16 protein-coding genes are annotated in these 24,643 nt (G+C 56.7%); 12 read left to right on the forward strand and 4 right to left on the reverse strand.

Annotated elements, in window-relative coordinates:
* Positions 1-428 precede the first annotated feature (428 nt).
* Positions 429-983 (forward strand): hypothetical protein, encoded by a 555-nt coding sequence (locus tag OSO_RS50650; RefSeq protein WP_029246740.1) that lies wholly within the window; start codon positions 429-431, stop codon positions 981-983.
* Positions 984-1,088: 105 nt separating this feature from the next.
* On the opposite strand, the gene OSO_RS0107075 is transcribed toward OSO_RS50650, so the two are convergent.
* The 3 genes from OSO_RS0107075 to OSO_RS0107090 form a co-directional block, all read right to left on the reverse strand.
* Entirely contained in the window at positions 1,089-1,568 is a 480-nt protein-coding gene (locus OSO_RS0107075; RefSeq protein ID WP_010582748.1) for a GreA/GreB family elongation factor, read from the reverse strand.
* A 175-nt stretch (positions 1,569-1,743) separates the two neighbouring features.
* Positions 1,744-2,880: a Gfo/Idh/MocA family protein gene (locus OSO_RS0107085; protein ID WP_010582749.1), complete on the reverse strand. Its 1,137-nt coding sequence runs from the start codon at positions 2,878-2,880 to the stop codon at positions 1,744-1,746.
* A 400-nt stretch (positions 2,881-3,280) separates the two neighbouring features.
* The gene (locus tag OSO_RS0107090) at positions 3,281-4,348 is read right to left on the reverse strand and encodes a sialidase family protein (RefSeq protein WP_010582750.1); all 1,068 of its coding nucleotides are present in this window, start codon (positions 4,346-4,348) and stop codon (positions 3,281-3,283) included.
* A gap of 462 nt (positions 4,349-4,810) precedes the next feature.
* Here OSO_RS0107090 and OSO_RS47555 point away from each other — a divergent pair, with 462 nt between their 5' ends.
* The 10 genes from OSO_RS47555 (at position 4,811) to OSO_RS47570 (ending at position 21,183) form a co-directional block, all read left to right on the forward strand.
* Positions 4,811-9,652: a secretin GspD/PilQ domain-containing protein gene (locus OSO_RS47555; protein WP_050986023.1), complete on the forward strand. Its 4,842-nt coding sequence runs from the start codon at positions 4,811-4,813 to the stop codon at positions 9,650-9,652.
* Between the two features lie 583 nt (positions 9,653-10,235).
* Complete coding sequence (locus tag OSO_RS0107110; RefSeq protein ID WP_010582753.1) at positions 10,236-12,401, forward strand: alkaline phosphatase family protein; 2,166 nt, start codon at positions 10,236-10,238, stop codon at positions 12,399-12,401.
* On the forward strand, positions 12,398-14,440 hold the full coding sequence (locus OSO_RS0107115) for an alkaline phosphatase family protein (RefSeq protein WP_010582754.1): 2,043 nt from the start codon (positions 12,398-12,400) through the stop codon (positions 14,438-14,440). The genes OSO_RS0107110 and OSO_RS0107115 overlap by 4 nt, the downstream gene beginning before the upstream one ends.
* A 44-nt stretch (positions 14,441-14,484) precedes the next feature.
* Positions 14,485-14,670, forward strand: coding sequence for a hypothetical protein (locus OSO_RS0107120; protein ID WP_010582755.1), 186 nt, complete (start codon positions 14,485-14,487; stop codon positions 14,668-14,670).
* On the forward strand, positions 14,667-15,512 hold the full coding sequence (locus OSO_RS0107125; RefSeq protein WP_010582756.1) for a hypothetical protein: 846 nt from the start codon (positions 14,667-14,669) through the stop codon (positions 15,510-15,512). The genes OSO_RS0107120 and OSO_RS0107125 overlap by 4 nt, the downstream gene beginning before the upstream one ends.
* 24 nt (positions 15,513-15,536) lie before the next feature.
* On the forward strand, positions 15,537-16,118 hold the full coding sequence (locus tag OSO_RS0107130; RefSeq protein ID WP_010582757.1) for a sulfotransferase domain-containing protein: 582 nt from the start codon (positions 15,537-15,539) through the stop codon (positions 16,116-16,118).
* A 3-nt stretch (positions 16,119-16,121) separates the two neighbouring features.
* Positions 16,122-16,352: a hypothetical protein gene (locus tag OSO_RS0107135; protein WP_157605076.1), complete on the forward strand. Its 231-nt coding sequence runs from the start codon at positions 16,122-16,124 to the stop codon at positions 16,350-16,352.
* A 204-nt stretch (positions 16,353-16,556) separates the two neighbouring features.
* Positions 16,557-18,119: a hypothetical protein gene (locus tag OSO_RS47560; RefSeq protein ID WP_010582759.1), complete on the forward strand. Its 1,563-nt coding sequence runs from the start codon at positions 16,557-16,559 to the stop codon at positions 18,117-18,119.
* 64 nt (positions 18,120-18,183) lie between these two features.
* Positions 18,184-19,710 (forward strand): heparan-alpha-glucosaminide N-acetyltransferase domain-containing protein, encoded by a 1,527-nt coding sequence (locus OSO_RS47565; protein WP_010582760.1) that lies wholly within the window; start codon positions 18,184-18,186, stop codon positions 19,708-19,710.
* A 225-nt stretch (positions 19,711-19,935) separates the two neighbouring features.
* Entirely contained in the window at positions 19,936-21,183 is a 1,248-nt protein-coding gene (locus OSO_RS47570) for an acyltransferase family protein (protein ID WP_010582761.1), read from the forward strand.
* A 395-nt stretch (positions 21,184-21,578) separates the two neighbouring features.
* Here the strand turns inward: OSO_RS47570 and OSO_RS0107165 are convergent, their stop codons facing one another.
* A complete protein-coding gene (locus tag OSO_RS0107165; protein ID WP_010582762.1) occupies positions 21,579-23,441 on the reverse strand; it encodes an AAA family ATPase in 1,863 nt (620 codons plus the stop codon).
* A 448-nt stretch (positions 23,442-23,889) separates the two neighbouring features.
* Between OSO_RS0107165 and OSO_RS0107170 the strand changes: the two genes are divergently transcribed.
* The gene (locus OSO_RS0107170; RefSeq protein ID WP_010582763.1) at positions 23,890-24,501 is read left to right on the forward strand and encodes a DUF2239 family protein; all 612 of its coding nucleotides are present in this window, start codon (positions 23,890-23,892) and stop codon (positions 24,499-24,501) included.
* Positions 24,502-24,643 lie beyond the last annotated feature (142 nt).

Genomic DNA, 24,643 nt, shown 5'->3' on the forward strand with positions numbered 1-24,643 from the left:
AAGATTCGCAGTGGTCTGTGTACGCCACACAACATAATTCCCCACGCCATGAAGCGAAAGCCGCGGCAAACGCGAATGCTGAATCAAACAACAGCCATGCCAAGAAACGGCGCGTTGTACAGATCTCAAGCTGGTGCCGCGCGACACGGAAATCAAAATCGTTCGCAAAAACCGACGTGAAATTCGCAATCATCCAGCAATCCGATTTGGCACAACTCCTTTCCCCGAAATCGCCTGCAGAAACGTCGTGCGAGTCCAGAAGTCCAGATGTCGTGTACGCGGCATTCGGCTTGCTACAGAACGCTGAAAACCGACATCGCCGTTCCGATTCGGATGAGTTCACAGGACGCTTCATGAGCATTGTCACGTGCAGATCTCATTTGTCGTGCAACGTTCCGTGGCGGGCCGCGCAACCTTCCGAAACTGGTGTGTTGCACTATGTCGGAGGCGCAACAGGTTCATGGCGCGTCGATCAGATCGAGACCTTCTCAGGCCCGGATCTGACGCCTGTCTCGCATTTGGAGATTCTGGGTGGTCGCCTTGGACGCGTGCCACAGGGCACCGCTTGGGTGCTGCCAGCCGTCGTCAGCTCAACCCGATATATTACCCGCGAAGATCCGCGTCCGGCTGAATCGAGTCGATCCCCTGTACCAGAAAGTCGTGAGCCCTCGGCCGCGCTGGTACTCATTCGCAAGTCGGATGAGTGGTGGAATTTGGCGGGGGCCACGCGGCAAGACATTATTGAAGCGAGGTCGCGTCAAGTCGATGCGCGCCTGCGCATGTTGCCCGCCATTGCACGAAGATTCACGTTGCATCGCGACGGAAGTGACGCGTTCGACTTCCTGACCTGGTTCGAATTCGATGCCCAGGATTCCGCACTGATTAATGACTTGGCGCGGGCCATTCGGGCCACGGACGAATGGAACTATGTCGAACGTGAAATCGAAATCCGGCTGTCGAAGCGGGTCATTCATCCTCGCTGAACGGGGACGTGCGATCGAGCGCGGTCACGGTTTTCGATCGGAGCAAAAACAAAAAGACGTCTCGCGTTGAAGCGAGACGTCCTGCGCGACCGTAAGGCAAGCAGCTTACGTTTCGTCGATCTGCGTGATCTCGTAGTTCGTCACGCCCCGTGGGGCCTGGAACTCAACCCGGTCGCCCACCTTCTTGTGCATCAGAGCTGTGGCAAGCGGCGACGCCGTCAAAATCTTCATGACGTCACTCATGTAATCCTCTTCGCCGGGACCGACGAACTCATATTGTTCGATCGACCCGTCGCTCAGATCTTTCACGGTGACGCGCGTTCCGAAAGTGACCACGCCCTTTGGCAGGGTGGACTTGTCGACAATAAAGCAATCGGCGAGTGTGGCACGCAAAGAATTGATCCGCGCCTGCAGCATTCCCTGGGCTTCGCGCTGGCCGTGGTATTCAGCGTTCTCGCGCAGATCTCCTTCTGCGCGAGCATCGGCAATTGCCTGAGTAATTCTCGGCATGTCGACCTCTTCGAGAATCCGGAGTTCTTCCTTCTTCTTGTCGTAGCCTTCACGAGAAATTGGCTGCCGTTCCATCTCTTTTCCCCAGTCTAAAGTCGATCAATCCTGGAATGTCTGGACGAGCCCGCACTGCGTGAGAACGAGGCGGGCACCCGCCGAATATTCGCGGGCAAAAGGAAGCACGGGCGACAACAGTAGCCGCCCGTGCAATTTGATCATCCTCGAATTATACCAAGCAAACAGTCAGATGCTATCCGACTTCTGACCAATTGCCCGACTTTGCACTCTTCAGAACCGCGTCACAAATTCTCTGCGTTTCCAATGCATCGCGGAAAGTCGGTCCAACCGATTCCCCCTTGTCGACCCCTTGCAGAAAATCAGCCACATGATGGACGAAGCTATGCTCATATCCAATCTGCAAGCCCGGCACCCACCAGTGACTCATATAGGGATGATCGCCGTCGGTGACGTGAATCGAACGCCATCCGCGCATCTTTCCTTCGTCGCGGTGATCGAACCACTGCAGACGATGCAAGTCATGCAAGTCCCACTTGATCGAGGCAAATTCGCCGTTGATCTCAAACGTGTAGAGGGCCTTGTGTCCACGGGCGTACCGCGTGGATTCGAATAGACCCAATGAACCGTTCCCGAATCGACAAAGGAACGCACACGCGTCGTCGATTTCGACTTTTTCCATCTTGCCGGTCAAGTTGTGTTTGCGTTCTTTGATGAACGTTTCCGTCATCGCGGTCACGTTCTTGACGCTACCGTTTAGCCAGATTGCTGTGTCGATACAGTGTGCCAGCAGGTCGCCCGTGACACCGCTCCCTGCGGCCGCCGCATCCAGCCGCCAAAGCGCTGCACCACCCTGAGGCAGGTCCGCGGAAATCGTCCAGTCCTGCAAGAAGTTGGCGCGGTAGTGGAAAATGCGGCCGAGCTTGCCAGAGTCAATCAATTGCTTGGCAAAGGTGACTGCCGGCACCCGTCGGTAGTTGTACCAGACGGTATTGATGACTTTGGCGGCTTCCACAGCCTCACACATCTTCTCGCCTTCGGCGGCATCCATCGAAAGCGGTTTTTCGCACAGAATCATCTTGCCATTGGCCGCTGCCGCGATCGCAATGTCATGATGCAGATTGTTGGGAGTACAGATATCGATGGCATCGATATCTTTCCGCTCGACCATCTTCCGCCAGTCGGATTCGATCGATTCGTAGCCCCAGCGGTCGGCAAACGCCTTGACCTTTTCGGTGTCACGTGCACAAACCGCTTTCAGAACTGGCTGATGCTCGGTGTCGAAGAAATGGCTGACTTTACGGTACGCATTGGAATGCGTCCGCCCCATGAATCCATATCCAACCATGCCAATCCGCAGAGGCTTCGCCATTCTCGCAATCTCCAGATTCAAAAATTCCACATTTCGACCTGCAGGGGCGTTCCAACAGGGCAAATACCCTGCGTCGAGCCTTCCGCGGCAGATCGAGCATCATACGCTCACTGTCACCACACCTCAAACGGACAGCCCCAAACAACGGGATCGCCGAGACAAGGTGCATATCAAAAATACAGCCCGACACGCGCGGCCAACTGAACGGAAGTCGACTGAAACGTCTCCCGTACCTTCGCCGACATTGGCATTCCCGAAGACACGGACGCCTCGGGCCGGATGACGCTCAACGGAAACGCAAATGCCGTAAGGCATGGAGTGTCGATGGCGTAAATGTCATCGACATTTCGGCTTTTTGATGCGGCGACACGATTTGCTCGCCTGCGGACGATTCAATCGTTCATTCCGGCCATTTTCCATCCAGAATTGGCGTCAGATTCAGCCGTTCGGGATCAATGACCACATGCCGAATGCGTTTTCGGTTCCAGGTATAGGCGAAATGGACCAGACCGTCGGCCGTTTGAATCACCGCAGGGTACGAAAATTCACCCGGTTCGCTCTCCAGCACCAAAGCGGCAAACCAGTTGTAGCCATCGTCGGAAACCGCCACATTCAGCGGAGAGCGACCGCGTGAGATGTGGTTGTAAATCAAAAGTTGCCGACCATCAGCCAGCGTGACCGCATCGGTCCCTGAGTTCGGATTGGGCAATGAGATCAATTTCATCTCGCTCCAGGTCGCGCCCTGATTCGACGACGTAAGGTCGAAGATCTGACCTTGGCGAGTTCTGCCAATAGCCTGCAGATGGCCATCGCGATATGTCAGGATGCTGGGCTGAATGGCTGCGATGGCGATTCCATCATTGACCGCTGCGGTCGCCGTCCAGGTTTTGCCAAGGTCCGCGGAACGTTCGAAATGGACACGCCATTTGGCATATTCGCTGCTCGAGGGCGATAAGATGTCGCCGTTCGCAAGTTGCACAGGCTTGTTTTTGATCGGCCCGACAATTCCATCCGGCAATCGACGCGGTTCGGACCATGACTTCCCCGAGTCGTCTGAAACCATCAGCATGCCCCACCATTTATCGGGGTTTGGACCGACCTTATAGAACAGCATCAACGGGCCTGTTTGGGGTTGAAACAACACGGGGTTCCAGCAGGGTTCACGCTTCGTAGGCGACTGAACTCCGTTTGCAACCTCAACCGGCGATGTCCAGGCGCCTGCCACATGACGTGACAGCCAGATTCCGACATCGGGATCACTTTCCTTCGTTCCACCAAACCAGGCGGCGACCAACCCTTCTTTCGTTTCTGCGATCGTCGATGCATGGCAGGACGGAAATGGAGCCGTTTCGTAAACAAATTCTCGTTTGAGAAGCTCATCTCCAGCAGTCTCGGCATGGGCAAGTGGCGCCAGTCGGCAAAAAGCCCGGCAAAAGAAGGCGAACGTGATAAGCAGAAATTGACGCATGGACATCGAACTCGCTGATTGGTTTTCTTCGTGAATTGCCGTCTCAAACCCCGATTTTCGTGATCAGGGGAACATAGCGGGCTGTACGAAATGAGTAAATCCCGGCGGCAACCTCTGCCGAAGTCGGCGTGCCCTTGAAATTTCCCGAAAAGTACTGCGTGGAATTTGACTTGAGTCGTATTGACCCTTTTCCGGAAGTTCCACTATTACACGCCCCGCTCCTGATCGTTCCCATCAATCGTATTCACGTATTCACATCTGATAAGGATTTCAAGCGACGACGCTTGAAGTTCGCACAATCCCTGTTTTGCCATCAAACGGCCGGGTCGTACTTGCGTTCACGGCTATCGCACATGTCGGAAAAAACTTCGACGCGCCTCGTCAAAGTCAGACCTGGAGGAGGAAGCTATCTTGGGTAGGCTCATCGGACTGATCGGTTGCACATGTCTGGTAATCGCTGCGATGCGATTAACCAACCTCTCGCACGTCGAGTCCACCACGCTCAAAGGTGGTGAAGCTCGCAAAGAGACTCAGGCCAAGCTCACGCCTCGCGCCAGCTACAAGCTCGGTAAGCAGCTTTACCTGCGAGGCCGTTACATCGAAGCCCTGCCCCTTTTGGAAGACGCCTCTGCGGCCACTTCGGGCCTGACGTCATCCGAACGTCACACGAACGACGACTACTTGAACCGAGCCCGCGGCAAGGTTCAAGAGCTCGCCGATTCCAAGCGACCGGGTGCCGGCCTGAAACGCAAATCGGTCGTCCGAGCTCAATCCCAAAGCTGGGATGAGATCGAAGCCGATGTCGATCGATCTGCTGAAGAAGCGGCACGTGATCGCGTCGAACAGCTCATGATTCAGGCCATGGCGGCCTTCAAGAATGGAAACAAAGCGGAAGCGATGAAACTCGCCAAGCTGGCCGACCATGCCGCAAGGTCTGCCAAGTTGACGTTCGCCAAGAACAAACCGACTCCAGGCGACTTGTTGGCGAAGCTCGTCAAGACGGACTCAAACGTCGCCAAGAACGACATCGCAAAAGATGACTTCACGCCGGCATCGACGATTCGCCAGGTCGCGGGATCAGGAAACGCTCGCGGAGGCATTCAACTCGCCGGTGCAAGCGATGAAGAATCGGACGATGAACCCTATGTCGATGAAACACTCGCACAGGCTTCCAAGAAGAGTCACAAGACCGCTTCTCTGAAAGAACGCGCTCTAACGCTGCTCTCAGAAGCCAAGAATGAGATCAAAGAAGGCCGCCTGGAAGACGCCAAGCGACACGCTCTGGAAGCCAATGAACTCGGCGCTTCGTACGGTGTCCTTGAAGAACGACCAGAACACATCCTGGCGGACATTGACCGCAAGATGAAGACCACGACATTGCCACGGCAGCCTGCCGCAAAATCGGCGAAGCAAGTCGCGGCCGAGTTTGGAGATGATGTCGCCGAAGAACCGCAAACCGAAATCGCCGCGGGCTCGAATGAGTCGGCAGGAGCGAAGAAAAACCGAGCCATCGAACTCTTGAAGCAGGCTCGTGCCGACCTGGAAGCAGGCCGACTCGATTCGGCCAAGCAGAAGGCGGAACAAGCCCAGGAAATGCGAGTTGCGTTCAAACTGTGGGAAGATATGCCCGAAGTCGTGCTGAACGACATCGAAGAACGTCGCGCTGCTGAAAACATCGCTCAGGGTGGAGACCAAACGGTCAACGATCGCTCTGAGAATGACGCGGTTCAGGCAAAGCAACTGATCGCCAAGTCGAAGAAAGCCATGAAAGATGGCCGCTTCGGTGAAGCGCGTGAACTCGCCTTGCAGGCTCAACGCCTGAAAGTCGCCTTCGGTCTGTTCGATCCTTCGAATCCTGAAGTCGTTTTGAACGAGATTGCACGAGCCGAACACAAAGCCACACAACGCAACGTCGCACCGACGTCGGCTGTGGAAGGCGACAACTCCACGGCTGTGGCACAGCAGAAGGATGCTCTCAATCTACTGCGACAGGCTCGTCAACTGATCAAGGATCGACGTTTCGACGAAGCACGGCTGAAAGCACTGCACGTCGAGGACATGGGTCTGGAATTGCCCGTCGAAGCGGACAGCCCAGAACTGGTTCTCGCCGATCTGGAAAAAGCGGAATCCATTCAGCTGACCTCAAAGGTTCGCAAAGATGGCAATGAAGTGAAAACCGCCAAGGGAGAAGAGGACTTCTCTGACGAAGAAGCCCCGTCGGCTCCTCGTCGCACCCGATTGAACGCACAAGTGGCCGTCAAGGAAACCGTCGCTGCCGCCCGTGAAGACGTTCCCGAATTCAGCCAGTCCGGACTGTCGGCCCGTGAACTCTATCAACGCGGAATGACGGAACTGCACAACCGCCGTCCGGACGTCGCCTACCAGGCGTTTAAGGCCGCTCATGAGACGGGTCAACGCCTCGACCCCATCAGCACGCAACGCCTCAGCGTTTATCTGCGTGAATTGAAACCAAAGTCAGACATCCGCCTCGCCAATAATGAAGGCGAAGCAGTCACGGAATCGACGCCTCTCGATGCCGCTCGTCAGGAACAGCTCGTCAAACTCGAACGCGTTCGCGATGAAGTCATGAACGCCCTGTTCCGAGCAGAGCGACTGAAGGAAACCGAACCTGAAAAGGCACTCGAACTGATCGATCAAACGTTGGCAAAGGTTGAAAGCGCCGAACTGTCGGTCGAAGCCACGGCTCCGCTGCTCAAGCAACTGAACCGTTCGCGATCATCGCTTCGAAGTGCCGTTGAACAACAGGCTCCGAACCTCGCGCTCAAGGCCGAAAACAAACGAGTGAAAGATCTGATCCAAGGTGAAATCGAGAACGCCGTTCGCATCGATCAAGAACTGGCGAAACTCACCGAAGAATTCAACGACCTCTTGAAACAACAGCGTTATGACGAAGCGAACGTCGTGGCCAAGAAGGCGAACGCGCTGAACCCGAAAGACCCTGCTGTCGTCCAAATGGTGCTCAAGGGCCAATTTGCGATGCAGCGGAAGTTCAACGAAGATCTGAAAACGGACAAGGAACGAACCCGTCTGCGATCCATCAATGAACTCGAGCGTGGCCTGGTCCACGATGTGGGTGATGACAACCCAATGTCCTTCGATACGAAGATCTGGGACAAGATCAGTTCGCGAAAAGACAAGTACTCAAAGAGCAATCGGACTCGCAGTGAAACCGAACTCGAGACCGAAAAGAGCCTGCTGAAGAAAATCTCGCTGCACGAAGACAACACGTCGCTAACCGCATTGATCGCGAAGATCAAGTCGGTTGCAGACATCAATATCGTGATCGACGACGTGGGACTCGAAGAAGTCGGTGTGACCTCGATGACGCCGATTACCATCGATGTCGAAAACATCACCGTTAAGAGTGCCTTGAATCTGATCCTGCAGCGGTTCGAGTTGGGCTACATGTTTGACAACGAAGTGCTGATGATCACCAATCGTCAGCGACAACAAGGTAAGCTCGTCATCGAAACCTACTCCGTGACGGATCTGGTTGTCCCGATTCCGAACTTCGGTGTCGTCGGTGACGTTCCGTTCAACACGGGGTCGGCACCGACCGGCAATCGCGGGTTTGGTCCTCAGGCCTACTTGGATCCAACCGGTGGCGGACAGGTCTTTGCTCAAGTCGGTCCAAACGGAGTTGCTGTCGGGGGCGGGGCGCCACGGCAGTTCGATAACGATGGCAAGCCCACGCAGACGAATCGTAATGCCGACTTCTCGTCGCTGACCGATTTGATCACGTCCACGATTTCTCCCGAGTCATGGGAACAAAGCGGTGGCGAGGCCTCACTCAAGCCTTATCCGGGAACATTGAGCCTGGTGATTCGCCAGACTCAAAAGGTTCACGAAGAAATCCATGATTTGCTCGAACAACTTCGACGGCTGCAGGACCTGCAGGTCACGATTGAAGTCCGCTTCGTCACTGTCGCAGACCGCTTCTTCGAACGAATCGGGATCGACTTCGACTTCAACATCAAGCCAACCACGGGATATGCCAAGACCGACCAAAGCGGGTTGCCAATTCCAAACTTCGGTTCGGTGCTGTTGCCTCAATCTGGTTTCCTCGGCTCGTCTGTCAGTCAGACAGGACAAACTGGTGGAACTTCGGGTGGAACGGCGGGCGGTCAAGCAGGTGGCCAAGCGGGTGGTCAAACGGGCGGTCAAACGGGCGGTCAAGCGGGAACCACGGGACAAACAGGTCAAACCACATCCGGTGGATTGTTCACACCATTCCCTGGCTTCAGCCTGGTCAACAATCCGAAGAACACCACGATCGTTGGTTTGCAATCGCCTGATACGTTTACAAACGATTTGACGGTTCCGTTCCAACAAGGTTCGTTCAACGTCGGCATCCCCCAATTCGGTGGATATAACCCTGCAGCCGGTGTTCAAACCGGTGTGGCCATCCTGAGTGACCTGGAAGCCTTCTTCTTCATCCAGGCTGCACAGGGTGATCAACGAACCAACCTGTTGTTCGCACCGAAAGTCACGTTGTTCAACGGTCAGTCTGCCACTGTGCAAGACAACCGCCAACGACCGTTCGTAACCAGCTTGATTCCAACGGTGGGGATCGCCGCCGTCGGCTACACACCGGTCATCACGCCGGTGAACGAAGGAATCACGCTGACCGCCACCGCCGTGGTCTCCGCAGATCGACGATTCGTCCGATTGACGCTGATTCCGATCTTCCGCAGCATCACAGACGTCTTCACCTTCCAGGCATCCGGTTCGGGTAGCGGTGGCCAGCAAGGCCAGGGCCAGGGCCAGGGCGGATTCGGTGGTGGTCAGTTCGGTGGTGGTGGCGGTGGTCAAGGCGGCGGACAAGCCGGTGGCGGTGGCCAGCTTGGTATCGGTGGGGGCCTCGGTAGCATGCAGATCATGCAGTCCCTCTTCGCACAGCAGCAAGCTGGTGGTGTCGCTGGCGGTGCCGGTGGTGGTGCTGGCGGTGTCGGTGGTGGCCAGGCTGGCGGACAGACAGGCCAGGCCGGTCAAGTCGGCGGCGGCACGCAGATCACGGTTCAGCAACCTGTTATCGAAACGGTCAACGTCTCGACGACGGTCAGTGTTCCCGACGGTGGAACGGTGCTGATGGGTGGTATCAAGCGACTGAAAGAAGGACGAACGATGTCCGGTGTGCCAATCCTCAACAAGATTCCTTACGTCAGCCGCCTGTTCCGAAACAGCGGGGTTGGTCGCGAAACGGAAAGCTTGATGTTGATGGTGACTCCGCGAATCATCATCCAGGAAGAAGAAGAAAGTCTGCTGGGTGTTTCGAAGAACTGAGCTTCGAAGACTTGTTGCCCATCGTGGGGGTTGCCTCGTCCTGAATGCCGCCGATCGTCCTTCAAGCGGCATCTGTGCGAGGTTCCCAAACGACTGAGACCTGAACTCGACTTCGCGTTCGATCCAGTCGCAACACACATCGCAATCCGAGGCTCTGTCGCAAGTCCTCGGCCGCCGCGATCCCACCGGGGTGGATCGCGGCGGTTTTTTTATTTCCAGGCCTGACGTTTCCACGATTTGCCTTCTCTGTCCGTACTCAGGATCCGTTTCAAAAATTCTGTAAATCGCATCACATACGTGTTTGCGTTCGGCGTTCGTCCGCGTTCTCAAGCACCGTGCCCTCGGGAATAGCGACTTCGCCAAGCCGAAAGCCCGACAACAGGGCTACCGATCTCGCCTGTCGCCATGCGGAATCGATCGTCTGCCGCTCGCGAATACGGCCACCGTCTCCGGATGCGATTGAAGCGACATTTCGGCGAGGATTTCGCAAAATGCACGTGTGTGACCGTGTACAATCGAATGTCTGCTGGCTTTATCCAACGTCCGCAAGCCGGTTGACGTAGAAGGCGATCAGTCAATTTGGATGTCATTTGTGTCTTACCGCGCAAGCAAGTTTTCTCTGCAAATCGTCGTCTGCACCGGTCTGCTGATTCTGGCAATCCCCCAACCCGCGATGGCCTATGTCGGACCAGGGGCAGGGTTTGCATTGGCTGGTTCGTTTCTGGCGGTCTTTGCAGCCATTTTCTCGGCCTTCGTGCTGCTGCTGACCTGGCCCATCCGGCTTGTCTTTCGCTATTTTTTTGGCCGAAAGGCACCGACCAAAGCCCGATTCCAACGCGTCGTCGTGCTGGGACTCGACGGACTCGACCACGGACTGACGTCGACGATGCTGAACGAAGGCAAGCTGCCAAACCTTGCCCGCTTGCGTGATCAAGGTGGATTCCAGGCGTTGGGCAGTACCCTGCCTCCGATCTCGCCAGTCGCCTGGTCGTCGTTCCAGACCGGGGTCAATCCTGGCAAACACAATATCTTTGACTTCCTCGTGCCGGACGGACAGACCTATCAGCCAAAGATGAGTTCCGTCGAGATTCGTCCACCGCGACCAATCTGGCGAATCGGGAAATGGTCGCTTCCGTTCTACAGGCCCGATATTCGACTGTTGCGGAAGAGCAAACCGTTCTGGAGTATTCTGAGCGACTACGGCATCTTCAACTGCGTCATTCGCGTTCCAATCACGTTCCCGCCCGAAAAGCTGCGTGGTGTGCAGTTGTCGGCCATGTGTGTTCCCGATTTGCGAGGAACACAAGGTGAATTTACGCACTTCACCACGAAGCCACTCGATGCCAACACCTGCTATGGCGGCGAGACCGTTTCCGTATCGCGTGAGGGGCAAATCGTCGCATCGGAATTGACGGGGCCACCCCACCCCACGAACCCCAAAAGCGGTTCTTTGAAACTTCCGTTTCGTGTGACCATCCACGATCACGGGCACGCCACGCTGCGAATCGGCAACCAAACTCGAAAACTCAAACGAGGCACCTACACCGACTGGGTGCCTGTCACGTTCCGCTGTGGCATGAGCGTCAAGATCTCGGGCGTTTGCCGGTTTCTGCTGCTTTCGGACGAACCGGATTTCGAGCTTTACGTCACACCGATCAACATCGATCCGGAAAAGCCGGCGATGCCGATTGGCTATCCCAGCGTCTATCCGGTCTATCTGGCAAAACGACAAGGCCCCTATGCGACACTTGGGTTGGCCGAAGATACCTGGGGACTGAACGAGCAGGTCCTGGACGACGAACATTTCCTGGAGCAGTGTCTGGAAACCGACCGCGAACGCGAATCGATGTTTTTCGATTCGCTCGACAAGATCCCGCGGGGATTCTGCGTCTGCGTGTTCGACGGAACGGACCGGATGCAGCACATGTTTTGGCGATACCACGACCCCGAACATCCCGCGCGGCCCGAAACCATCCCGGCCGAACATGCCAATGCGATCGAAGATCTTTATGGCCGGATGGACGACCTCGTCGGGCGAACCATGAAGAAGTGCGAAGGCACCGATACCCTGCTTATGGTGCTCTCCGACCACGGATTCAATTCGTTTCGCCGGGGCATCGACTTGAACCGCTGGCTGGAACAGAACGGATATCTGTCTGTCGATGAATCGCGGCGTCACGAGGACTATCTCGCGGGAATCAACTGGCAAAAAACCCGTGCCTTTGCGATCGGATTGACGGGAATCTTTCTGAATTTGAAAGATCGATTCTCGCAAGGCATCGTCGAAGAAGGTGCTGAAGCCGAGCAGCTTCGAAACGAGATCATCGAACGGTTGAGTGACCTGATCGATCCGGTCACAAATTCCAAACCAATCCATCGGATCTACCCAGCCATTCACGTCTACAATGGCCCCTACAAGACACAGGCTCCTGATCTGATTATCGGGTACGCGCGCGGATATCGAGTCTCGTGGGAGGCGGCCAATGGACAGACCAGCAACGAGATCTTCCATGCCAACACGCGTGCCTGGAGCGGCGATCATTGCGTCGATCCTTCCGTCGTGCCTGGGGTCCTGTTTTGTAACCATCCGGTGACCGGGGACCGGCCCCGGCTGCTGGATATCGGACCGACAATCTTGGAACTCTTTGGCATCACTCCTCCGGCCTATATGGACGGGAAACCACTTTCGGTTGGCACACGCAACGAGGCACCACCAGCGGAAATGTGCCCACAAGGGTCTTTGAAATGACAGCGCCGCAAAATCAGGGAGTCAACCGACGAACGCTGCTGAAAGGGGCTACCGCGGCCACGCTGGCTGCGGCGGCAACCGGTGCCGCATCGTACTGGTTGGGTAGCATCACTCGCGCTTCTCGCAGTCTGGGCAAGAAAGTCATCGTCATCGGGATCGACGGGATGGATCCCCGGTTGTCGTCGAGCCTGATGAAACAGGGACTGATGCCCAACTTTGTCAAAATGAGCTCGCAAGGTGGCTTTAGTAATCTGGGAACCAGCACACCCCCGCAGAGCCCCGTGGCCTGGGCCAATTTTATTAACGGAGCGGGACCGGGCTCGCACGGGATCTTCGACTTCATCCACCGCCATCCTCACAATCAGTGTCAGCCATTTTACTCGGCCGCCGAAACGATGCCGGGTGAAGGCGGGTGGGACATTGGCGACCACCGCTTGCAGTTCGATTTCTGGCCGTTCGAGCATCAGCCGCCCAAGACCGTCCTGCGACGCCAGGGGGTTCCGTTCTGGGACTATCTTGATGCCGTGGGGATTCCCTCGACGTTTTACGATCTTCCCGCCAACTATCCCCCCAGCCCTTCGCAACATGGCCATCACCGCTGCCTGAGTGGAATGGGCACGCCGGATATGCTGGGCGGATACGGAACGTACCAGTACTTCAGTGAGGACGGACCGCAGAAGCCGCTCGATGAAGCCGGCGGAAAACGGTCGAAGCTGCGGTTTATCGGCGAAACCGCCAAGTGCAAACTGGTCGGCCCCGAGAACGGGATGTTGAAGACCCCTTCGCCGATCGTGATCGACTTTCAAATTCACCGCGATCGAACGGCCAATGGAATCGTCGTTGAGATTCAGGGAAAAAAGATCCTGCTGAACCCGGGAATGTGGAGCCCCTGGACGAAGGTGGATTTTCCATTGACTGGTCCTTCGTTCGTCCCGACCGCGCATATCAGCGGAATTTGTCGGTTCCATCTGATGGAAGGAAGTCCAAATCATCGCCTGTACGTGACGCCGATCAATATCGATCCCTCGGCACCGGCCGTGCCGATTTCGGAACCGGGACACTTCATTCAAGACATCTCGAAGGATCTGGGTCTGTTCTACACAACGGGCTTTCAAGAAGATCACAAAGCTCGCACGAATGGCGTGTTTCAGGATGACGAATTCCTGCGGCAAGCCAGTCAGGTCCTTGATGAACGCCTGCAACTGCTGGAATACGCGATCGAGAACTATGACGACGGGCTGCTGTTCTTTTACTTCTCCAGCAGCGATCTGCAGTCGCACATGTTCTGGTGGGATTCGGATGAGCGGCATCCCATCCGTTCGAATCCCGAGGCGCAAAAGTACTACGCGCATGTCAAATCCCTCTATCAGAAACTTGACGCCATCATCGGTGACCTGAATGACCGCTATGGCAGCCGCGCCACGATTCTGGTCATGAGCGATCATGGGTTCGCCAACTTTGGTCGACAGTTCAATCTCAATTCGTGGCTCCGTGACAACGGATATCTGGGCCCGCGCGAGTGTACGTCGATCATGGACGATATCGACTGGGCCAGCACCCGCGCGTATGGGCTGGGAATCAACGGGCTGTATCTCAATCTGAAAGGCCGCGAGCGTGACGGTGTTGTTGAACCGGGTGACGAGCAAGAGGCGCTGCTGAAGCAGTTGGTGACGCAACTGGAATCCGTCAAGGATGTCGATGGCAAGTCGGTGATTCGCGGCGTCTATCGGTCGGACCAGATTTATACCGGCGATGCGACGGCACTCGCCCCCGACTTGATCATCGGCTATCGCCGCGGTTTCCGTGCGTCGTGGGAAACCTGTCTGGGAGGACTGACTCCCGCGGTGTTACTCGACAATGACTCGGCCTGGAGCGCCGACCACTGCGCCGACGCTCTAGAAGTTCCGGGACTGATTTGCTGCAACCGGCCAATTCGAGCGGAAAACCCGTCGCTGGTTGATCTCGCCCCGTCAATCCTGGAAGATTTCGGTTTGCCTAAACCGTCCACCATGTCCGGGCGAAGTATTTTTTCGTCGTAATTCTTCATCGAGATTTTCTCGTCCTACAGAATCAAGGGAACAAGATGTCCAAAGTGGCTGTCGAACCGAGCCTGTATGATCGTGCGAAGAAAGCCGCCGAGACCGCGGGGTATAGCAGCGTCGATGAGTTCATCGCCCACTGCATTGAGAACGAACTCAAACGCATGAAGGTCGAATCCGCCGAATCGCAAGTCGCCAACCAGCTGCGAGGTTTGGGATACCTGAAGTGAACGACCTTGCGATCCGCTTGACTGTCATGCTCAATCAACTTGCGAACCTGCTGGGGCGCTGGCTGCTTGCGCCGCTGGAACAACTTCCGGAACTGGCGGGCGCGGTCCTGGTTGCAATGGTGACCGGCATTTTGATGCTGATTGCGTTCAAGTACACCTCGCATCAGGCCGCGATCAAACAAGCCCGAGACCGAATCAAAGCGGAACTGCTGGCGCTTTCGCTGTTTCGTGATAATGTCGCAGTCAACCTGGGTTCGCAGGGACGGATCCTGGGCTATGCCCTGAAATTGATGGGACTGGCACTCGTCCCGATCGCGGTGATGATCGTACCGGTGACACTTCTGCTTGGTCAGCTCTCGCTGTGGTGGCAGGCTCGTCCGTTTCAGGTGGGCGAAGACGCCGTCGTGACGATCCGCTTGAACGGCGATCCGAAATCGAGCTGGCCGAAGGTCAACCTCGAACCGTTGCCGTCCATGGAGATTACGCAAGGTCCGTATACGATTCGCAGCAAACGCGAGATTTGCTGGAGCATCCGATTTCGTGAGCCAGGACACCAGCAACTCGATATTCACGTTGATGGTCAATCGTGGAAAAAAGATCTGGCCGTCGGTCGCGCCCCCATGCGGATCAGCCTGCAGCGGCCGGAATGGAATTGGTCCGACATTGTGATGCATCCCGCGGAACCTCCTATTGAGGCGCGTTCCGCCGTGAAATCGATCGACATTCAGTATCCGGAAAATCGCGCCTGGGCGACGGGAACCCATTCGTGGTTGATCTTCTGGTTTCTGGGATCGACGATCGTGGCGTTTTGCTTTCGCGGCGTGTTCAACGTCAACCTTTAGTCGTCTGTTCGGCAGGGAATTTCCATGACTTCGACATCCGACATCTATATCGTCTCGGGTTTGCCTCGATCCGGGACGTCGCTCATGATGCAAATGCTGCATCGCGGCGGTCTCGAAGTCATGACCGATCAGATTCGTATGGCCGACGTCGACAATCCGAAAGGCTATTTTGAGTTTGAAGCGGTCAAGTCGATCGAAGAGGATGCGTCGTGGCTGCCGCAATCGCGAGGCAAGGTCTTCAAGATGATCTCGCTGCTGCTGTACCAGCTTCCCGCCACAGAGCACTTTCGAGTTCTGTTCATGGAACGGGATCTGGAAGAAATTCTGCAATCCCAGGAAGCAATGCTGCGGCGTTTGCAGCGACCGGCCATCCCGCGCGATCAGATGCGTGAGGCATTCACGATCCATCTGGAGCAATTCAACAACTGGTTGAAGGGGCGTCCAGAGATGTCCGTCCTTCGAGTCGGATACAAGGATTTGATCGAAGCCCCTGCACGGCAGGCGGAGCGAATCAACGAATTCCTGGGAACATCGCTCGACATTGAGGCGATGGCCAACGCGATCGATCCCGACCTTTACCGGAACCGAAATTCCGAAGGACGCTGATCCTTGACAAGGCAAATATTGGCGGGTGCCGGAATCCAGCCGGATTTCAAAACCGCCCCGGATCTCGACAAGACGGCAGGCGTGCGTGTTCGTGCCGTCGGTCGCCAGTTCAAGCGTCGAATTGGGTGGGCTGTGCTGCCAACCAGCCCTCAAAGCCGCGATCTGGCAATTGTCTTCATAAAACTTCTTCATCTCGTACTCCGCGAGAATTACACACGGCGATTTCGTTGGTAGACTGGCCACCTGTCTACGCCTTCTGTGATTTGGCCGCGCGCGTCGCATCGTCGACTCTGTCGAGACTTGGCGCGGCCCCTTCACCGATTGCCGACAGTTCCCATCTCCTCGTGGGTACGTTCCGGTGTGCCGCGCTCGCGGACCGCCATTGCCTTGTTGTCATCGTCCATTTTGTCCCTGTTCATCGAAGAGCGAACTGCGATCATGTCGACCAGTCCTGCCAGTTCCGTGCCTGCGCCCTCTGCCCGACTTACATCATTGGACCAGTTTCGTGGCTACACGATGTTGGGAATGCTGCTGGTCAACTATCTGGGCAGTTACCACGTCTGCCCGCAAATCCTGAAACACTCGCACGATTACTGCAGTTACGCCGACACCATCATGCCGCAGTTCTTGTTTGCGGCCGGTTTTGCGATGCGGCTGAGCCTGGGCAAGCGGTTGGCCGTCGGCGGCTTTGCCCCCTGGGGCCGGGCCATTCGCCGGATTCTCGGTTTGGCACTCGTTGCAATCCTGTGGTACGGATATGCGGATTACCGAGGCGTCGTCGAAAAGTTCAACACCCTGCCGGTTGGCGAGGCGTTGTATGTCCTGTTCAAACGCCCCTTGTTTCAAACTCTGCTGCACATCGCGGCCACTTCGCTTTGGATTCTTCCCGTCATCGCGATGTCGTGGAAGGTTCGGTTGTGGTACGCCGTCGCGTCGGGACTTGCCCATGTCGGCCTTTCGTATTGGTTCAACTATGAATGGGTCTTTTCTCCCCCCACGGGAATCGATGGAGGCCCGCTCGGATTCCTAACTTGGTCCATTCCCGCCATCGCAGGCACCATCGCCTGTGACGCCGTTCGGGCGTCTGGCCCCAAAGCCGCCAGCCGAATTGCGCTGAGCGGTATCGCGGTGATGCTCATTGGCTGGGGTATGTCGAATGCCTCGGTGCTCTATAACGTGCCTGCAGCGAAGACGTTGGACGACCCCGCCGCCGCCCCCGAAGGCACGACACCCGAAACCAAAACGCCTGAAACGACGCCACCTGTCGCCACGCCCGCCGCCGAAACCACACCACCCACTGCTGATGCAGCACCGAAGGTCGACGCGACACCCGTCGAAGCAGCGACCCCGCTCGCCGAACGTGTGCCGAAGACCGAGGCCGAGACCAATCCTGACTCCAAGCAAATTGGGGTGCTCGACGAAAAACTCGACGTCGCCAGCGACGCGGCGAATCAAGCCTTGGAAGCCAAAATGGCCCCCGCCCCCGCGCCGGAACCCAAGGCCGAACCCGTTGCCGAAGCGAAAACTGCCAAGCCACCTTTCGTGATGATGGCGGGACTTGATCCCAAGAAGTACGCACTTGATCCGGTCTTTCCTTCCAAGGAACGAATTCAGGCCTGGGATGGAACATTTGCCGAACCTCCTTTCGTGCCGCCGCCGGGGATTGAGAAGCGTAAATGGAACTACTGGATGATGAGCCAGCGTCATGGCACGCTGCCCTACCCCACCTTCGCCGCCGGGGTCGCATTGGTCATCTATGCCCTGTTTCTCTGGCTGTGTGATGGATTCAATTTGCGGCTGGGACTTTTCCGTACACTCGGTACGAATTCGCTGGCCGCTTACTGCCTGCATGACGTGGCAGGTTGGATCATCAAACGCCCTTATTTTCCGTCGAAGACTTCGAGCGATCTTTGGGCACTTTTTGGATTCGTTGTGTTTGCGTTATTCGTGTATGCCTGCTGCCGACTGCTTGAACGGATGGGTTGGTACATCCGGGTCTGACCCGCTTGCTTGTCGTTGGCAATCTGGTCCTTCATTTTTTCACTCCATTTAGAACACTCTGAAAATGTCATCCAGTATTCCTACCGCTCCCAAACCTTCACTGCGTCTGACGTCGCTCGATCAGTTTCGTGGATACACGATGCTGGGCATGTTGCTCGTCAATTTCATTGGAGGGTACAAAGCGGTTTCACCGCGGATCCTGTTGCACACGCATGACTATTGCAGTTATGCCGACACGATCATGCCTCATTTTCTCTTCGCGGCCGGATTCGCACTCCGCCTGAGCCTGGGGCGACGCATGGAAGCGGGCGGCAAGATGCCGTGGGGTCGCGCCATTCGACGCATCCTCGGACTCGCACTCGTCGCCATCATTTGGTACGGATACTGTGATTGGGGTGGCGTCGTCCATAAGTTCAATACGATGACCCCGCTCAATGCACTGGGAGCCCTCTTCAAACGCGATCTGTTTGCCACGCTGCTGCATATCGCCGTCACGTCCCTTTGGATTTTGCCGGTGATTACGTCGAAGTGGACAGTTCGCTTCTGGTACATGATCGCGTCGGGCCTGTTGCACGTGGTGATTTCGTATTGGTTCAACTACGAATGGGTCTACTCCGACCCAACGGGGATTGACGGTGGCCCGCTGGGCTTCCTGACCTGGGCGGTACCGGCCCTCTGCGGAACACTCGCCTGCGACGCGGTCAAGGCGTCGGGAATCCAGGCCACGACTCGCATCGCGCTGTGCGGAGTGGGTGTCATGCTCGTCGGCTGGCTGATGTCGATGGGAACGGTCCTTTACAACGTTCCGGCTGATCAGATTGAAGTCGATCCTCCGGCCGCGACCACGCCAGCGGATGCGACCACCCCCGCCACCGAGCCTGCGCCGGCTGCAACAGAACCGGCTGCCGGTGCTGAACCGCCCAAGACAGAATCGACCATCGAAACACCCGCGGCGGCCGAGCCACCACCGGCCGGTTCGTCGACCGAAGATTCGGCCGGGCCGGTCGTTGCCGATCTCGCGCCAGCAGATGGCAAACCGATCAGCGAACCGCCACACGCGCACGATGTGCCGCCGAATTCGCCCGCCGCCGAGGACGCACCCGTCTTCAAAAAGTCGTCGCTCGATCCGAAAAAGTACGCCCCCGACCCGGTGTTGCCAACAATGGCGCGGATCAAGGCCTGGGATGGTTCGATTGTCGAGCCACCCTTCGTCCCACCGCCAGACTTGAAGCACCGCAAGTGGAACTACTGGATGATGAGCCAACGCGGTGGCACGCTGTCGTATCCGACCTTTGCCGCAGGCGTGTCGCTGGTCATTTACGCGTTCTTCCTGTGGTTCAGCGACGGACTCAAGATTCAGATCGGGATGCTCAGAACGCTTGGAACCAATTCGCTGGCGGCTTACATCCTTCACGACATAGCGGGATGGATTTTTGATCCCCTGATCAAGCCACACTACGATGCCCTGGTCAAAGAAGGATCGCTGGGTATGGCGGGAGTCTGGGCCTGGGGTGGGCTCGTCGCCTTTACGCTGTTTGTGTACGGGATCTGCCGGCTGTTCGAGCGCCTGGGCTGGTACATCCGCGTGTGACCTGGCCGTGTGAATCCGACTGCGAAGAACGTCGCGTTCGATGTTCTTCGCAGTCATTCGACGTTCTGAGTTCCCCCCTGCCATTTGCTGGCGCCGCGTCTTCGGGATGATCGAGGGGCGAACTGAAAATCGCAGTCTCCAGCCAATGTGGCATGAAGACCAACCGCTGCCTGAACTTGCCCCATTGATTCCAGCCCCGATGCACTTTGAGTCGAGATCTGGACCATGCATGAACCCATTGCAGCCGTTCCCGCGTCGTCGCCGCGACTGACATCTCTGGATCAGTTCCGCGGCTATACGATGGTCGGCATGATTCTGGTCAACTACCTGGGTGCCTATAAAGAAGTCACACCGCGACTGTTTCGGCACACGAATGACTACTGCAGTTACGCCGATACGATCATGCCGCACTTCTTTTTTGCGGTCGGATTCGCGATGCGGTTGAGCCTTGGCAAGCGGATCGAAGCGGGCGGAAAAATGCCGTGGGGCCGCGCCATTCGGCGGATTCTGGGGCTGGCACTGGTCGCCATCGTCTGGTACTCGATCACCGATCTGTCGGACATCATCAAGCAATTTCAGACCAAGCCGACGGGTGTCGTGCTGCATACGCTGTTCAAGGGACTTTATTTTCAAACCCTGATGCACATCGCCGCCACGTCTCTGTGGATTCTGCCCGTCATCGCCACGAGCTGGAAAACGCGACTCGGCTATACGGTGATGTCTGCGCTGATCCATTTCCTCATTTCCTGGTGGTTCAATTTCGCCTGGGTCCAGAGCAGTCCTGGTGGAATCGACGGTGGTCCGTTGGGTTTCTTCTCATGGGCGATTCCGACGCTGTCTGGAACGATCGCTTGCGACACGGTGCGCACGTGGGGCCAGGGCGCCGCCAGAAAACTCACCTTCGCGGGACTCGGCGTGATGCTGTTCGGTTGGGCCCTTTCCAATGGAACCGTCCTGTACAATGTTCCTCCTGGGCAGGACGAAGCCATGGTCGCCGCGCAGGCCGCATCGTCTGCCGCGGACCGATTTCCGATTGACCCCAAGAAGTTTTCTTCGGATCCGGTGGTCCCCACCTGGGACCGGATCAAATCCTGGGACGGGACACTCGTCGAACCCCCGTTCGTACCCCCGCCCGACTTTCATCACAGGCGATTGAACTACTGGATGATGAGTCAGCGGACCTGCAACCTGTCGTACACGATCTTCTCTGCGGGATTGTCGCTGCTCGTCTACGCCATCTTCCTTGTGATCTGCGATGGCATGCATTTCCGACTGGGCCTGTTTCGCACGCTGGGAACAAATTCGCTTGCGGCCTATGTCTTGCATGACGTGGCCATTTGGATCGTCTCTCCGTTCGTCGTACGCAACTCTCGGTCCGTCGCTCTCGTTCTGGCTGGCTATGTCGTTGTCACGCTGCTGGTCTACGGTGCGTGTCGTTTCCTGGAATGGAAGAAGTGGTACCTACGCGTCTGAGAAATGACTGCGCCGGCCCTGCCGTTCAACGTCAGTCATCCCTGATCCATCCCCTGAAATATGCTGTCCGGTAATGAACTTAACCTTTGGGGTCGGCTGTCGCAGTCAAGGTTCACAGCCCCAAGAGAGGGGGACAGGCACAGTTTCCCGGTTCCATTGGAATCCACGGTGCATCGACTGGAGTCAGCCTTCCCTTTACCGCGGGAAAATGAGCCAGTCCCCGGCCTGTGAACGGTGACGCTGTCGCGGAACCGCGACACAATCAAATTGCGAATCCTCAAAATTTGAGCGTCTTGATCAGCCTGATCGCCTTGTTTCACAACTTATTGAAAATCAAGACCTTAGATCTGCTCAATGGTCAGAACCGGGTTGCGCATCTTGAGCAATATGATTTCTCAGTGGCCCTTTCTTACAGGCAGCATTCTCCCGTAATCGTATTCCGCAAGCTGCCAGTACCATTGGCCCGAACCTTTTTCCTTCTTCGCGAACCCGTTCAGGGCACGAAACGCCCGCCGGAGGGTGATCTCGCTGAAGCCCATCTGCTTCCCTTCTTCTTTTACCTCAACTGACCTCATTCGCGCCTGTGCGAGTGTGGTTTGCAACCAGTCAATCGCCTGGTCCAATTCACTGGCATGCGGCCGCCATTTCAGATGTGATGAACGTAGGGAATCATTGGGTGGATAATCGTGATATCTCCATTCCACTCGATCATCCTCAATCAAGAACTCGAGTGCCGAGGGGGATTCACAGAAATTCGTCTTCACGGGAATGAGCCCACACCATCGCCCCGTCGTACGATGATTTTCGATCGTCCAGGCCGACGCAACTTTGCTGAGCAGAACCTCATCCCCTCGATTCAAGCGGCGACGCGACGTCCGGTGCGGAAGAGGATTCGCCGCTGAGACCAGCACCACGGCGGCCCCATATCGATTTGCGAACTCTACCAGCCGATCGACGAACAACGTGGCGGCCACATCATCCGTCGTCGAACGTGTCGAGATAAAAAAGGGGTCGATGACGACAAGCCGGCACGGGGTTCCTGCGTCGTGCAGTCGGATGAGTTCCTGTTCCAACAGCCATGCACATCGATCGGACGCGACTCGTTGAGTCTCTGTCGAACCGCCATCGACTGAAATGGCTTTGCTGAGATCCATGGGAAGACTGAGACCATAGATCTGACGAAGATCAGCTCCCCTTGCGGCAAGTGTCCGGTGGACCGACCTTTCCAGTGCTCCTTCCGGGACGCAGAGCAACACCGTGCCACTCGATGATCGGGGATTGATGGAACGTGCCGGCACAACCTCTTGAGGGCCGTTCGTTGCCTTCCGCTTCGAACTGACTCGATCGGACTGCCGGGCGAGAGACTCATCCCCTCCCGGTGAGTCCACGGCTGGCGGTACGTTAACCAGTGCGTCACCACGTGTGACGCGGGCCACTATATCGAGAATGGCCAGACTCTTACCGCTTCCGGGTTCGCCTGTGATCAGCGTCAGCGAGGCCGCTGGAATCAGTTCGTCCATGACCCAGGTCAGGTCTGCGGGCTCCACGTCCGAGAGGCACCGCACTCGATTGTGGCTGCGAAGAATCTCGGAAACCGGACATTTCAGACATTGCGCGGTCGCCGCAATCAATTCCAACAATTCGTCAATGCGTTGTTGCTGCTGCGTGTCATCGAGTGTCCGATTCAACCAATCCGCGAAGTTTTCGCCATCAACCCGATCGGGAATCTCGACGACTTTGACGGAACGTGCCCCCACGTCCAGCGCACGCTGCGCGACCAGGGCGCCATAGCACGCTCCGTCAGGACACCGACGCGGCAGGATCACAACCTCTTTGTCGGCCAACGGAGCCCAGTCGGTCCGCGCGATCCACGGCAATCCTCCCAGCGACGTCGTACCTGCACCGAGCCCCCATTTTTGGGCCAGACTGGCTGCCTCTTCATCGTCACAAACGACCACGCGTTCCGCGCGACGAATGGATTCACGTTCGAACAAGAGATAAGGTGGCTTGGGCCAGTCGAGATACCAGCGGCCCTCGTGTCGTGAGACATGCCGGACATTCCGCGTGCCGTCCGGCCGCTGGAAGATGAACACCTCGGTCACTCGGGCTCCCGTCCCCGAGTAGCCCGACCAGCGAGAGGTCGGTTGTCCCAGAGCGGACATCGCCGCTTCCAAAGTTGAAAAGGCGAAACCCTCAGGTTCCCCCCTCCATTCTCGCGACAGATTTCGAATCGCCTTCAGCGAAGTCCACCCCGCCATCTCATGCTCCTTGTTCGTGTGTACTTGCACGCAACAAACGTTGCGAGAGACCATCGCAAACCGATCATAGAAATCGATTCAGACCTGTCATCACGAGAATGAGCCTTGTTTCCAAACGTTTGGAAGACTGGTGGTGGAACTTCAAACCGGAACCGTTCACCGTCCGAAGGGGGGGCAGGCACGCTTCCCCGGTTCATTGAAATCCACAGCGCATCGACCAGAGCAATCCTTCCTTTAGCAGCCTGTTGAAGTAAGGGGCTGTTAGACGCGGGAAAATGAGCCAGCCCCCTGCCTGTGAATGGTGACCAAACCTGAAGTGAACGGTAGATGAACGCGATCAGCGCGACGGCCGAATGGCCCTCTGCAAAGAATAATACCCGGATAATATTGAGGATTGATTTATATCCGGGTAATATTCTGTCGATCTATCTGCTCAGGAGGCAACAAAATGCAAGATCAGCAACTTCAAGGTTACACGTGCTTCGACGGCCATCGCCGTCTGGCAACCGGCACACTGCAATCGGTCGCACTCGTGGTGAAACGAGCGATGAAAGCCGGCGCGGCAGGTCCGGTACTCATTTTCGACAATTCGACCGGCCGCTCGATCGACATCGACACCCGGGGCAGAGACGACGAGGTTTTAGCCCGGCTACCGGTCGTCGCAGTCGATGACGGTTCCCCTTCGGACGCTGTGGCCGACGAGGAAGCAAAGAGTGATTCACGTGGTCGGGGACGGCCCAAGCTGGGGGTGGTGGCTCGCGAAATCACGCTACTGCCGCGTCATTGGGACTGGCTGGCCACTCAATCCGGCGGAGCATCTGTTGCGATCCGCCGCCTGGTGGAAGATGCACGCCGGACACATGCCGACAAAGACCGGATGCGAAAGCGGCACGAAGCCGCGTACCATTTCATGTCCGCCATCGCCGGTGATTTACCGGGCTTCGAAGAGGCCACTCGCGCTCTGTTCGCGAACAGCCAATCGACCTTCGAATCCCAGATCGCCGACTGGCCCGTTGATCTTCGTGAACATGCCAGACATCTGGCGTTTCCGCAGGAATAAGAGAATTTCGAGTCCAAAATTTGTCATTCATCGGAGCAGTAAATCCGTACTGGTTTCGAATGGCCGTTCATTCGGCGGGCCAACGGCCCAGCCATTCCAACAGCCCAGCTCAACGGAGACCGTCAGGTCTCCGACGGGCTGG

The sequence above is a fragment of the Schlesneria paludicola DSM 18645 genome (assembly GCF_000255655.1).
GTDB lineage: Bacteria > Planctomycetota > Planctomycetia > Planctomycetales > Planctomycetaceae > Schlesneria > Schlesneria paludicola.